Source organism: Pseudorhodoplanes sp. (assembly GCF_046289595.1).
Taxonomy (GTDB): Bacteria; Pseudomonadota; Alphaproteobacteria; order Rhizobiales; family Xanthobacteraceae; genus Pseudorhodoplanes.
On record NZ_JBKBVB010000132.1, the window covers coordinates 1 to 12101 of the forward strand.

A 12101-nucleotide genomic window follows, 5' to 3' on the forward strand; every position below is an offset into this window, starting at 1 on the left:
CGCGCGGCGGACGATTTTTCGCGCAGCGTCGCTTTGCGCATTGATCGCGGCGCTGTCGCTGCAGGTCTCCAGCCCGGGCCTGGCGCAACAAAAACCGCAAACGCCGAAAGCTGCACCGAAAGCGCAAACGCAACCGTCGGAACCCGCGCAGCCCGCGGCGCCGGAAATGCCGCCCCTGGTCTACTCGAATTGGACCAAACTCTGTAACCAGGGCCCTGAAACCGGCGGCAAAACGCTATGCCGCATCGGCAAGGACGGGCGTCTGGAAACCGGCATGCCGATGGTCGGCGCGGTTGTGATGGAGATGGAGGGGGAGCAGCGCAGGATCCTGCAAGTGATGCTGCCCCTCGGCGTGCTGATCCCGCGCGGAACCCGTGTGCTGATCGACAATGACGAACAGGGCGCGATGGTGCTGCCGATCATTACCTGCACCGGCGGCGCCTGCATGGCGCAGACCGACGCCAGTGCCGACATGATCGAAAAGCTCAAGAAAGGCCAGAACCTGTATGTTCAGGCCTACAACATGCAGCAGTCGGTCTTTACGCTGGCGGTGCCGCTCGCCGATTTCGCCAAGGCCTATGACGGGCCGGCCACCGACCCGAAGGAAATCGAAGCGCTCAACAACAAGCTGCGTGAAGAGCTGGAGCGGCGCGGCAAGGAACTGCAGCAGAAGCGGTGACGGAGACCTCGTTATAGTAGCGGGGACTGTTGTCCACCGATGGAGCGCGTTTGCGCATACGGGCCGATGCCGTGAGGTTCGATCAGTTGACGCGAAGGTCGCGCGGGCGATAGGCGCCGCCCTCGATCCTCACAAACATTTCCCTGACCTGCGGATGCCGGATCGGCTCCGGTGACGTGTCCGCGAGCAGGTTCTGCTCCGAAACATAGGCGACGTATTCGGTCTCCGCATTCTCCGCGTAGAGGTGATAGAATGGCTGATCCTTGCGCGGCCGCACCTCGGCGGGGATCGACAGCCACCATTCCTCGGTATTGTTGAAAACCGGGTCGATGTCGAAGATGACACCGCGGAACGGAAAAATGCGGTGTTTCACCACCTGTCCGATATGAAATTTGGCGACCCGCGCCTTGCTTTCGGTCTCTGTCATGACGGGGCGAACATAGGGTGACTGAGGGCGCAATGCCAGCGGCGTGCCCGGTCTACAATCCGTATCGGGCGGCGAGGTCCGGATCCTTGGCCGCCACCAGTTTTGCCAGATCGACCACCACCTTGGCCTGTTTCCAGGTGGCGTCGTCTTGCATCTTGCCGTCGATCATGACCGCGCCGGTCCCGTCCGGCATGGCGTCGAGGATCTTTCTGGCGAAGGCGACCTCGTCCGGATCGGGCGAAAACACCCGCTTGGCGATCGCGACCTGGCTCGGATGCAGCGACCAGGCGCCGGCACAGCCCATCAGGAAGGCATTGCGGAATTGCACCTCGCAGCCGTCGGGGTCGGAGAAATCGCCGAACGGGCCGTAGAACGGCTTGATACCGGCGGCGGCACAGGCATCGACCATCTTGCCCAGCGTATAGTGCCACAAATCCTGCTGGTACACCGCGCGCGGTCCGCCGTCCGGGCCGGCATCGGCCAGCACCTTGTATTCGGGATGACCGCCGCCGACGCGTGTGGTCTTCATCGCGCGCGAAGCGGCAAGATCGGCGGGCCCGAGGCTGATACCCTGCATCCGCGGAGAGGCGGTGGCGATCGCTTCCACATTCATCACGCCCTCGGCAGTTTCCAGGATGGCGTGAACGAGGATCGGCCGCTCGATGGCGTGGCGTGCTTCGAGCTGGGCCAGGAGCTGGTCGAGATAATGAATGTCCCAGGGGCCATCGACTTTCGGCAGCATGATGACGTCGAGCTTGTTGCCGATCGCTGCGACCAGCTCGGTGATGTCGTCCAGCACCCACGGCGAGTTCAGCGCGTTGATGCGGGTCCAGAGCCCGGTCGCGCCGAAATCTGTGGCCTTGGCCATGGCGATGAAGCCGTCGCGCGCGGCCTTCTTGGCATCGGCCGGGATCGCGTCCTCCAAATTGCCGAGCACGACATCCACCTCGCGCGCCAGCTGCGGAACCTTTGCGGTGACCTTCTCGATATGCGGCGGCACGAAGTGGATCATGCGCTCGAGCCTGACCGGCAATTCACGCAAGGGCGCGGGCGCGCCGGCGGCGAGTGGTTTGAAGAAATTGCGCGGCAGTTTCATACGCCATCATTAGTGTAACCGCATTGCAGCGCCAAGCCGTAGTTTTGTGCGCAAGCGAGCGATTCGCGCAGTCGGCCGCCTTGTGGCTCCGCCATATCAGGCACATAGTTTCGCTTTTCGTGGTGACTTCAGGAATAGGCGTGTGTCCAACTTCATCTGCGCCGCTGTGGCGCTCGCTCTCGCCGGCCGCGCGGATGGCGGCGCATCAGGCCGGGCTGAAAATCCCGCTCGTGATGCATGCCGCATCGATGGATCAGGCGATGGTGAAGGTGCTCAAGGATGCCGCGGTCGGCGTTCAGGTCGCAAGCCAATGGAACGACGATTTCGACAATCCGGCAAGCAAGGCCTTCGTCGCCGCACGGAAGGCGAAATACGGAGACCGCCCGGTCACGAGCTATGCCGCGCAGGGCTACGATGCTGGTCTTTGATCGGCTCGGCGCTGAAGGCGACCGGATTGAGCCTCGCCGATCTGGATGCGGTGCGGGCGGCGATGCGCAAGGCGGATTTCGCATCTGTGCGCGGCAATTTCAAGTTCGCGGCCAACCAGCATCCGGTTCAGGACTGGTATGCTCTGAAGGCCAAGAAGACGCCGGCGGGCGACTTCGTCCTGACGACCGGAGCCAAGGTGCTGTCGAACCACGTCGACATCTATGCGAAGGATTGCAAGATGTAAGCCGCCGCGATTGTTCCAAACGGCGCGTCTTTGAGGAACCGGCCGGCCCGATGGAGCCCTCCGTTGGACCGGCCGCTTGCCTGGGCGCTATAAGACGTTTCCTCCGTCCCGCCGCGCGAAGCGCGCCGGTGCCCTTCGCAGCGCCCGACTTGCATGCTCGACGTCCTCAATCTTGCGCTTCCATATTTCGGACTGATCTTCCTCGGCTATGCCTGCGGCCGCTTCAAGCGGATTCCGGATACCGGGCTCGCCTGGATGAACTTCTTTATCGTCTATGTCGCGCTGCCCTGCCTGTTCTACCGGATCGTCGCCAAGACCCCGCTCGAGGAGCTGGTCAATGTCTGGTTCGTGGTGGCGACCACTTTGTCCACGACCATTGCCTTCTTCATCGCCTTCGCGATCGCGACGATGGGCCGGCGCGCGCTGCCCGAAGCCACGATCGCTGGCCTCGCCGGCGGCTATGGCAATATCGGCTATATGGGGCCGGGGCTCGCGCTTTCTACGCTGGGCCCCGCAGCGGCCGCGCCGGTGGCGCTGATCTTCTGCTTCGACAGCATCATCCTGTTCTCGCTGGTGCCGTTTTTGATGGAGATCGGCGGCGGCGAACGGCGCGGCTTCTTTCGCTCGGTGCTGTTCGTTGTCCGTCGCATCGCGCTGCATCCCTTCATCATCGCAACCATGCTCGGGGTTGTGTCGGCTGCGGTGCACTTCAGGCCGCCGGTGGCGCTCGACCGTCTGATGGAGTTCCTGCAAAACGCCGCTGCGCCCTGCGCGCTGTTCGTGTTGGGGGTGACGGTGGCGCTGCGTCCGCTGCCGCGGCTGGCCTGGGACGTGCCGGCGATTGTGCCGGTAAAGCTGGTGCTGCACCCGATTATCGTCTTCGCCATGCTCGCCTGGCTCGGCCCGTTCAGCGCGCCCTGGACCTATGCGGCGGTGCTGATGGCGGCGCTGCCGCCGGCGCTCAATGTCTTCGTGCTGGCGCGGCAATACGACGTCTGGGTCGAGGAGGCGTCGGGCTCGATCCTGATCGGTACGATGGTGTCGGTCGCGACGCTGACCACGGTCATGTGGCTCGTGCAATCCGGGCGGCTTCCTGTGACGCCGTTTTAGCCTCTCGTCACTCCTTCCATCGTCACGATATGCTGGCCGCGCCACTCGGAGCCAGTCAATGCCCCAGCCACTGTCCGGAATCCGCGTTGTCGATCTGACCAATCTGCTGCCGGGGCCGCTGGCGACGCTGATGCTGGCGGAGGCGGGTGCCGAGGTGATCAAGATTGAACGGCCGGGCGGCGACGACATGCGCGCTTATGCCCCGCAATGGCAGGGCACAGGGGCGGCCTTCAGCCTGCTCAACCGGGGCAAGAGGACGATCACGCTGGACCTGAAGACTCCGGAGGGTAAGGCAAAACTTAAATCGTTACTTGAGAGGTCCGATGTTCTGTTTGAGCAATTTCGTCCAGGTATTCTGGAAAAACTCGGATTCGGATTTGACGCGTCGCGCGCCGTCAATCCCCGACTGATTTATTGCTCGATTTCCGGCTATGGTCAGACCGGCCCGCGGGCAAACGAGGCCGGACACGACCTCAACTACATCGCGAGCACCGGATTGCTGGCCTTTCAGCCGGGTCCGCCAGACCGTCCGGTCATTCCCCCGGCGCTGGTTGCGGATATCGCGGGCGGTACCTTTCCAGCGGTGATCAACATCCTTCTCGCGCTGCGCCAGCGCGACCTGACCGGCCGGGGCTGCCATCTCGACATCGCCATGACCGATGCGATGTTCACCTTCGCCTGGCGCGCCCTCTCCGGCCTGTGGGCGAGCGGATCGCTTGCAACGTCAGGCCAGTCAGACCTGACCGGCAGCACGCCGCGCTATCGCCTCTATCCGGCAAAGGACGGCGGCATCATTGCCTGTGCGGCGCTGGAAGATCACTTCTGGCAGCGCTTCACTGCCGTCATCGGGCTTGAGGAGAGGTTGAGGGACGACAGCCGCGATCCGTCGGCGACCATCGCTGCGGTGGCGGCAATCATCGCCAGCCGAACGACCCCGGATTGGGCCCCGGTGCTGGCTCGCGCCGATTGCTGCGTGACCGTCATGCGCTCTATCGAAGACGCGCTGGCCGATCCGCATTTCGTGGGGCGGGGGGTGTTTGCGCACAGGGTCCGCGGCGCCGAGGGCGGAACGCTGCCGGCCTTGCCGGTGCCGATCGATCCGCAATTTCGCGAACCGCCCGGCAGCGAAAAGCCTTCGCCGCCGCCGCTCTTTGGTTGACGCGTTTTCTTCACGCGAACCGGTATCCGCTCCACTCGAAAACGCCCTTATGACAGGGCTTCGCCGCGCATCAGCCGCGGCTGTGCCGCGCGCGGCATCACGCCTTCGCGCATCATCGCGCGACGCAACGGGCCGATTGTGTTGAGCACATGCAAGCCGAGCCCGCGCAGGCTCTGGACCGGCAGGAAATCCGACAGGAGCGAGCGGTTCATCAGATCGACCGCAAAGGTGCGGCTCAGGATGTCGGCGCGGCGTTCGCGATCATAGCGGCCGGTCGCCTCCGGGACGCCCGGATCGTCGGGAAAATCGCCTGCGATCTCGGCGATGGCTGCCGCATCGCGCAGGCCCAGATTGAGGCCCTGAGCGCCGATCGGCGGGAAACGATGCGCGGCTTCTCCGACCAGCGCAACGCGCTTCTCGGCAAAATGACGTGCGGTGTCGACCGCCAGCGGAAAGACGCCGTGTCCCGGCTCGGCGCGCATCTTGCCGAGGATCGAATGCGCGCGCCGTTCCAGTTCGAGATCGAGCGCCGATCCCGATAGTGACTGCATATGCCCGGCGTCGGTTTCGCTCACGACGCAGACAATGCTGGAGCGGTTGCCGGGCAGCGGTACGGTGGTGAAGGGTCCGTGCTCGGTATGGAATTCGGTCGAGATGTCGCGATGCGGCCGGCCATGCGCAATGTTGTAGGTGAGCGCGATCTGTGGATAGTTCCGGCTATCCACCGCGATCCCGGCGGCACTGCGGCAGACCGAATTGCGCCCATCCGCGCCGACCGCGAGCTTGGCCTCAACAATCCGGTCTGTTGCAGTGCGGATGCTGACGCGGTCGGCGCGGATATCCACCGAAGCCGCATCGTCTTCGATCCGCTGCAGGTTGGGCATCGTGGCGGCTTTTGTCTCCAGCGCTGCGACCAGATTCCGGTTCTCGATGTTCCAGGCAAAAGCCTCAAGGCCGATTTCGCTGGCCTTGAAATGAGCTTCGGGCGCCCGCCAGAATCGGTGCGTTGCATCGACGATGCGCAGTTCCGCAAGCGGCGCGGCATGGTCGCGGCAGTCATGCCAGACCCCGAGCGTTTCGAGCGCGGCGACCGAGCTAGCGAGCAGGGCGGTGGTGCGGTTGTCGGGCGGGGCGCGGCGGGCAACCAGTGCAACGTCGAGACCGGCCGAGGCAATCGCCAGTGCGGCAGTAAGCCCCGACGGACCGCCGCCGACCACGGCGACCGACACGGCCAGCTCAGACGATGCCATCATGCGCTCCCTTCCAGAGCTTATCTACGGGTCCGGAAACCATTCCGCCAGTGTGCGATTTCACGCCGTCCCGGCATCGGCTAGAATCGTGCCGAATGCCATGACCCAGTTGTCCGCCGAAACCCGGCCGCTTGTTCCGCTTGGCGGCCCGACCCGGATCGCGGGCCTCGTGTCCCGGCCGCGGCCGATAGCGATCGCCTGCATCGCCGTGCTGGCGGCGGCCGGCTGGGGCTATCTGCTGTTCTCCGCTGGCGTCGACCGGACCGGCGGCGCGGCCGCGTTTCTGGACGCGATGTGCCGCGCCATGCCCGCGTCGGGCTCCGGCGTCACGGCGGCCGCGTTCATTCTGGCGATGTGGGTGGCAATGACGCTGGCCATGATGCTGCCGACCGCAGGTCCGATGATCCTGACCTATGCCGAGATCGCCGAGACAGCGGCGCGCAAGGGCGAGCGCATCGTTTCGCCTCAGGTCCTGATCGCCGGATATATGGCGGTCTGGCTCGGCTTTTCGCTGCTGGCGACCGGAATTCAGCTCGGACTGATGTCGGCTGCGAGCTTGCCCGGTGCGGCCGCGCTTGCCTATCCGGCCAGCGGCCTTCTGCTGATCGCTGCGGGCGCCTACCAGTTCTCCAGCCTGAAGCAGGTCTGCCTGCGGGTCTGTCAGCGGCCCTTCTCGTTCTTCTTCCTCAACTGGACCGACAGGCCCGCGGGCGTGTTCCGGCTCGGACTGCGCCAGGGCCTGTATTGCCTCGGCTGCTGCGGGGCGATGATGCTTTTGATGTTCGCGGCGGGCGCGATGAATCTGGTGTGGATGGCGCTCCTTGGCATCATGATGACGATCGAAAAGATGAACGTCCTCAGATTTTTCAGCCACGCCGCCGGTGCGGCCTTCGTTGCCGCCGGAGGTCTGACTCTGGCGCTATGGGGCTTGCATGTCGTCGGCTAGGTGAGGAGGAGTGCGCGTGGCGGATCTTTGGAACCTCAAGGGCGAACTGACCCTGTCCTGCAGCTGCACGGTGTTCTGTCCCTGCGTGCTGTCGCTCGGCGAACATCCGCCGACCGAGGATCGCTGCCAGACCTGGGCGGCGGTGCGGATCGACGAGGGCCGGTACAACGATGTCGATCTCTCCGGCCTGAAGGCCGGGGTCATGATCGAAATCCCCGGCCTGATGTCGCGCGGCAACTGGACCGCTGCGCTCTTCGTCGACGAGGATGCGTCCATCCAGGCGATGAAGGGTCTGACCCGCATCTTCACCGGCAAGGTCGGCGGCTCGACCCATCTGCTCTCGATTCTGGTCTCGGGCTTTCTCGGCGTGCGGCAGGTGCCGATCAGCTACCGCACCGAAGGTCAGACGCGGCTCATCACCATCGACAAGATCGTGGACGGCGCGATCACGCCAGTGCCCGGCAAGGCGAAAGATCAGAATGTGACGATCCGCAACAGCGGCTACTGGATCGCACCGGACGTGACCATCGCCAAGGCCGACAGATCGAGGTTCCGCGCCTTCGGCCGCAACTGGAATTTCACCGGACGGTCCGCCGAGATCTGCCAGATCGACTGGGGCAACCGGTAGCCCGCACATGACGCAGAGGGGCGAGGGCGGCAGGCGCGCGCGGGTCAAGCCGTTCCTGGTTCACATCTTCACCGCCTGCGGCGCCGCCTGTGCGCTGCTGGCGCTGCTGGCTGCAGCCAGGTCCGATTATGTTGCGATGTTCGTGTGGCTCGCGGTGGCCTTGTTCATCGACGGCATCGATGGCACGCTCGCCCGGAAATATCATGTCGCGGAGATATTGCCGCGCTGGTCGGGCGATGCGCTCGATCTCGTCGTCGATTTCACCACCTATGTTTTTGTTCCCGCCTTTGCGCTGGCGACCAGCGGGCTTCTTCCGCAACCCGTCGCTCTGCCCCTCGCCATCGCCATCGTGGTGACCAGCGCGCTCTACTTCGCCGACGAGGAAATGAAGACGCAGGACAATTATTTCCGCGGCTTCCCGGCGCTCTGGAATGCGGTCGCCTTTCATCTCTTCGTCCTCAAGCTGCCACCGTGGTTTGCGGCCGCTGTCGTCGCAATGCTCGTGGTCCTGACCTTCACGCCGCTTCGCGTGCTGCATCCGTTCCGGGTGCCGCATCTGCGCATGCTGAACCTGATCGCGCTTGCGGCCTGGTGCGCGCTCGGTCTCTATGCGCTCCTGACCGCACTCGATCCGGGCGCCGTCGTCGCATGGCTTCTTGTTGCGATCGGCGTATATTTCCTCACTGTCGGTCTTGCGACTGCAGACGATTGACGGCTTGGCGTTGCAATTTTGGAAAATCGCCTCGGGAATTCAAATGAAAGACATCGTGCTCATCACCGGCGGCGGACGCGGCATCGGCGCCGCGACCGCCAGGCTCGCAGCGTCGCGCGGCTATGACGTCGTCATCAACTTCAAAAGCAATGCCGAGGCTGCAGTGCAGGTGGTGCGCGACATCGAGAAGGCCGGTAGCCGCGGCCTTGCCGTCCAGGGCGACATGGCGAAGGAGGAGGATGTCGCGCGCATGTTCGCCGCGGTCGATACGTTCGGGCCGCTGACGCATCTGGTCTATAACAGCGGCGTCACCGGCAAGAATTCGCGCTTCGAGGCGGTGTCGACGCAGACGCTGCGCGACAATGTCGATATCAATCTGATGGGCGCCTTCTTCTGCGCCCGCGCGGCGATCCCGCGCCTGTCGACCAAGCACGGCAAGCGGGGCGGCAGCATGGTCTTCCTTTCCTCGGTCCAGTCCAGGCTTGGCGCGCCGGGCGAATATGTCTGGTACGCCGCAACCAAGAGCGGGGTCGATGGCCTCGTCACGGGTCTCTCGAAAGAGCTTGCTGGGGAGGGGATCCGTGTCAATGCCGTCGCCCCCGGACCGATCGATACCGAGATCCATGAACCTGGACGCCTGCAACGCATCGCGCCGCAGCTTCCGACCGGCCGGGTCGGCACCCCGGACGAGGTGGCGGCAGCCATTCTTTTCTTAATCTCGGATGCGGCGAGCTATACCAGCGGCACCTACCTGACCGTCTCGGGTGCGCGATAGCTTGCCAGCGCCGTCATCGCCCCTATGATCCGCCACACATCAAGGCTCGCCGAGACGGGCCTGTTTTCGTTCAGGGAGAGCAGACATGGTCGCAGCGGTCCGGGTTCACAAGCATGGCGGGCCCGAGGTGCTCACGTTCGAGGACATCGAGGTGCCGGCTCCGGGGCCGGGCCAGATCAGGATCAAGCAGCATGCCTGCGGGGTGAACTATATCGACACCTATTTCCGCATGGGCATGTATCCGTCTCCGGTCGGCATGCCGTTTGTGTCCGGCAATGAGGGCGCCGGCGAAGTCATCGCGGTCGGCGAGGGCGTCACCGACCTGAAGGTCGGCGACCGGGTTGCCTATGTGGTCGCGCTGGGGGGCTATTCGGCCGAGCGGCTGCTGCCGGCCGACCGCGTGGTGAAAATTCCGCCCGCCATTTCCTACGAACAGGCCGCCGGCATGATGCTGAAAGGCATGACCGCGCAATATCTTCTCAATCGAACCTACAAGGTCGCCAAGGGATCGACCGTCCTGATGCATGCCGCGGCCGGCGGCGTCGGCCAGATTCTGTGCCAATGGGCGAACCATCTCGGCGCCACCGTGATCGGAACGGTCGGCTCGAAGGAGAAGGGCGAGATCGCCAAGGCCAATGGCTGCCACCACGTGATCTATTATCGCGAGGAGGATTTTCCGGCGCGGGTCAAGGAGATCACCGGCGGCAAGCTGTGCGACGTGGTCTATGACGGCATCGGCAAAGCGACGTTCCCGGCCTCGTTGGACTGCCTGCGGCCGCTCGGCATGTTTGCGAGCTTCGGCTCTGCGTCCGGGCAGATCGAGGCCTTTAATATCAACATCCTGCAGACGAAAGGATCGTTGTTCGCGACCCGTCCGACCCTGAACAATTACGTCGCCAAGCGCGAGGATCTGATCGCGACCGCCAACGACCTGTTCAACGTGGTTGCGAGCGGAGCGGTCAAAATCCCGATCAACCAGAAATATGCCCTCAAGGACGCGCGCAAGGCCCACGAGGATCTGGAGGGGCGGGAGACCACGGGGTCGTCGATCCTGATCCCGTAGCAATTGCGTCCGGCACGCCGCTTGCTAGTCTGCGAGTCGCATCCGCCCTCATCCTGAGGGGGCCGCGTGGCGGCCGTCTCGAAGGACGAGGGTGGACCATCCTTCGCGACGCGGGCTTGACGCCGGCTCCTCAGGATGAGGCCGAACTGAACACGCGGTCGTAACGAGACTCATGGACGTCTTTCTCGGGGAATGGGGCAATCTCCTGCTGCGCTGGGCCCATATGATCGTGGGCATCGGCTGGATTGGCACATCCTTCTATTTCATCGCGCTGGACTATTCGCTGAACCAGAAGGAGCGCAAAAGCCCGGGCGTTTTCGGTACCGCCTGGCAGGTCCATGGCGGCGGTTTCTATCACGTCGAGAAATTCACGGTGGCGCCGCCGCATCTGCCACCGCATCTGCACTGGTTCAAATGGGAAGCCTATCTCACCTGGGTCACGGGCTTCGGGCTTCTCATCATCCAGTATTATTTCCATGCCAGCGCCTATCTGATCGACCCGGCGGTGATGGACCTGTTGCCATGGCAGGCGATCTTCTTCTCGATCGTCTCGCTGCTGGTTGGCTGGGTCCTGTATGACGGGATCTGCCGATTGTGGGGCGACCGCACGGTGCCGCTCGCGCTCTCGGTGTTCCTGCTGATCATGCTGGCGAGCTGGTTTTACACCAATGTGTTTTCCGGACGCGGCGCCTTCATCCATGTCGGCGCCTTCATCGGCACCATCATGGCGTTCAATGTGTTCATGGTCATCATTCCCGGCCAGCGCAAGATGGTGGCGCAGATGCTCAACGGCGAGGAGCCGGAAGCGAAATACGGCAAGGTCGCCAAGCAACGTTCGCTGCATAACAATTACCTGACCCTGCCGGTGCTGCTGATGATGGTGTCGCCGCATTATCCGTTCCTGTCGGCGCATCCGCATGCCTGGATGGTGGTGGCGCTGATCCTGATTACCGGCGGCATGTTCCGGCACATTCTGAACCGGATCGACATGGGCGAGCCGTGGGAGAAATACGGCTGGGCCGCGCCGGTCACGGCTTTCGCCTTGTTGTGCGCGATCTTCGTCACCGCGCCGAGCAAGACCGCCGACAGCGGGCCGCCGGTGTCGGACGCCGAAGTGCTGGCGCTCAGCGCCAAGCATTGCGTTTCCTGTCATGCGCGCCGCCCGACCCACGAGAGCTTCAAGGAGCCGCCGAAGAATGTTACGCTCGAGACCCTCGCCGATCTCAAGCGCTTCAATCAGCTCATCATGATGCAGACCGTCCGCAACAAGGCGATGCCGCTCGGCAACCAGACCAACATGACGGACGATGAGCGCGCGCAACTCGGGCGATGGCTCAGCGCGCATTGACCATGACCGTTCCCGCCGACATCGCTGCGATCGGCTCGCGCGCCGAAGCGATGCTCTCACAGCTCGGTGCGATCTCGTCGGAGCCGCAGCGGCTGGTCCGCCTGTATCTCAGCCCCGAACACCGCAAGGCAGCCGACCTGATCGGCGCGTGGATGCGCGCGGCCGGGATGACCGTGACCGAAGACGCGCTCGGTACTGTGCGCGGACACTGGCATCCCGAGAAAAAGAAGCGCCT

General features: G+C 64.0%; 14 protein-coding genes and 1 pseudogene. 12 read left to right on the forward strand and 3 right to left on the reverse strand.

Features of this window, described 5'->3' with window-relative positions; all coding sequences use genetic code 11:
• The first annotated feature begins 40 nt into the window (after positions 1–40).
• Positions 41–679: an invasion associated locus B family protein gene (locus tag ACK41X_RS20095; protein WP_409726928.1), complete on the forward strand. Its 639-nt coding sequence runs from the start codon at positions 41–43 to the stop codon at positions 677–679.
• An 82-nt stretch (positions 680–761) separates the two neighbouring features.
• Here the strand turns inward: ACK41X_RS20095 and hspQ are convergent, their stop codons facing one another.
• Both hspQ and ACK41X_RS20105 read right to left on the reverse strand, forming a co-directional pair.
• Positions 762–1106 (reverse strand): heat shock protein HspQ, encoded by a 345-nt coding sequence (gene hspQ, locus ACK41X_RS20100; RefSeq protein WP_409726930.1) that lies wholly within the window; start codon positions 1104–1106, stop codon positions 762–764.
• Positions 1107–1158: 52 nt separating this feature from the next.
• Entirely contained in the window at positions 1159–2202 is a 1044-nt protein-coding gene (locus ACK41X_RS20105) for an HpcH/HpaI aldolase/citrate lyase family protein (protein ID WP_409726932.1), read from the reverse strand.
• Between the two features lie 140 nt (positions 2203–2342).
• Here ACK41X_RS20105 and ACK41X_RS20110 point away from each other — a divergent pair, with 140 nt between their 5' ends.
• The 4 genes from ACK41X_RS20110 to ACK41X_RS20125 all read left to right on the forward strand — a co-directional run bounded on the left by ACK41X_RS20110 (position 2343) and on the right by ACK41X_RS20125 (position 5144).
• Complete coding sequence (locus ACK41X_RS20110; protein WP_409726934.1) at positions 2343–2630, forward strand: ABC transporter substrate-binding protein; 288 nt, start codon at positions 2343–2345, stop codon at positions 2628–2630.
• Positions 2627–2875, forward strand: coding sequence for a hypothetical protein (locus ACK41X_RS20115; protein ID WP_409726936.1), 249 nt, complete (start codon positions 2627–2629; stop codon positions 2873–2875). Before ACK41X_RS20110 ends, ACK41X_RS20115 begins: the two co-directional genes overlap by 4 nt.
• A 153-nt stretch (positions 2876–3028) precedes the next feature.
• Positions 3029–3985, forward strand: a complete 957-nt coding sequence (locus ACK41X_RS20120) for an AEC family transporter (protein ID WP_409726938.1) — start codon at positions 3029–3031, stop codon at positions 3983–3985.
• A 58-nt stretch (positions 3986–4043) separates the two neighbouring features.
• Positions 4044–5144, forward strand: a complete 1101-nt coding sequence (locus tag ACK41X_RS20125; protein WP_409726940.1) for a CaiB/BaiF CoA transferase family protein — start codon at positions 4044–4046, stop codon at positions 5142–5144.
• Between the two features lie 47 nt (positions 5145–5191).
• Here ACK41X_RS20125 and ACK41X_RS20130 read toward each other — a convergent pair whose 3' ends face one another.
• The gene (locus ACK41X_RS20130) at positions 5192–6394 is read right to left on the reverse strand and encodes a UbiH/UbiF family hydroxylase (protein ID WP_409726942.1); all 1203 of its coding nucleotides are present in this window, start codon (positions 6392–6394) and stop codon (positions 5192–5194) included.
• 100 nt (positions 6395–6494) lie between these two features.
• On the opposite strand from ACK41X_RS20130, the gene ACK41X_RS20135 reads away from it, so the two are divergent.
• From ACK41X_RS20135 to ACK41X_RS20165, 7 genes and pseudogenes are all read left to right on the forward strand, one after another.
• Complete coding sequence (locus ACK41X_RS20135) at positions 6495–7340, forward strand: DUF2182 domain-containing protein (protein WP_409726944.1); 846 nt, start codon at positions 6495–6497, stop codon at positions 7338–7340.
• 16 nt (positions 7341–7356) lie between these two features.
• Positions 7357–7968 (forward strand): DUF1326 domain-containing protein, encoded by a 612-nt coding sequence (locus ACK41X_RS20140; protein ID WP_409726946.1) that lies wholly within the window; start codon positions 7357–7359, stop codon positions 7966–7968.
• 7 nt (positions 7969–7975) lie between these two features.
• Entirely contained in the window at positions 7976–8680 is a 705-nt protein-coding gene (locus ACK41X_RS20145) for a CDP-alcohol phosphatidyltransferase family protein (RefSeq protein ID WP_409726948.1), read from the forward strand.
• 43 nt (positions 8681–8723) lie between these two features.
• Entirely contained in the window at positions 8724–9455 is a 732-nt protein-coding gene (locus tag ACK41X_RS20150; protein ID WP_409726949.1) for an SDR family oxidoreductase, read from the forward strand.
• Between the two features lie 85 nt (positions 9456–9540).
• Positions 9541–10518, forward strand: coding sequence for a quinone oxidoreductase family protein (locus ACK41X_RS20155; protein ID WP_409726951.1), 978 nt, complete (start codon positions 9541–9543; stop codon positions 10516–10518).
• Between the two features lie 172 nt (positions 10519–10690).
• Complete coding sequence (locus tag ACK41X_RS20160) at positions 10691–11866, forward strand: urate hydroxylase PuuD (RefSeq protein ID WP_409726953.1); 1176 nt, start codon at positions 10691–10693, stop codon at positions 11864–11866.
• Positions 11867–11868: 2 nt separating this feature from the next.
• Positions 11869–12101, forward strand: a pseudogene (locus ACK41X_RS20165) (Zn-dependent hydrolase); the annotation flags it as partial.

What these genes read in the sequence shown, in the direction of transcription:
- ACK41X_RS20105 (WP_409726932.1), bottom strand. Translation starts at nt 2,202, where the DNA reads ATGAAACTGCCGCGCAATTTCTTCAAACCACTCGCCGCCGGCGCGCCC.
- ACK41X_RS20155 (WP_409726951.1), top strand. Translation starts at nt 9,541, where the DNA reads ATGGTCGCAGCGGTCCGGGTTCACAAGCATGGCGGGCCCGAGGTGCTC.
- ACK41X_RS20160 (WP_409726953.1), top strand. Translation starts at nt 10,691, where the DNA reads ATGGACGTCTTTCTCGGGGAATGGGGCAATCTCCTGCTGCGCTGGGCC.
- ACK41X_RS20145 (WP_409726948.1), top strand. Translation starts at nt 7,976, where the DNA reads ATGACGCAGAGGGGCGAGGGCGGCAGGCGCGCGCGGGTCAAGCCGTTC.
- ACK41X_RS20130 (WP_409726942.1), bottom strand. Translation starts at nt 6,394, where the DNA reads ATGGCATCGTCTGAGCTGGCCGTGTCGGTCGCCGTGGTCGGCGGCGGT.
- ACK41X_RS20120 (WP_409726938.1), top strand. Translation starts at nt 3,029, where the DNA reads ATGCTCGACGTCCTCAATCTTGCGCTTCCATATTTCGGACTGATCTTC.
- ACK41X_RS20125 (WP_409726940.1), top strand. Translation starts at nt 4,044, where the DNA reads ATGCCCCAGCCACTGTCCGGAATCCGCGTTGTCGATCTGACCAATCTG.
- ACK41X_RS20135 (WP_409726944.1), top strand. Translation starts at nt 6,495, where the DNA reads ATGACCCAGTTGTCCGCCGAAACCCGGCCGCTTGTTCCGCTTGGCGGC.
- hspQ (WP_409726930.1), bottom strand. Translation starts at nt 1,106, where the DNA reads ATGACAGAGACCGAAAGCAAGGCGCGGGTCGCCAAATTTCATATCGGA.
- ACK41X_RS20150 (WP_409726949.1), top strand. Translation starts at nt 8,724, where the DNA reads ATGAAAGACATCGTGCTCATCACCGGCGGCGGACGCGGCATCGGCGCC.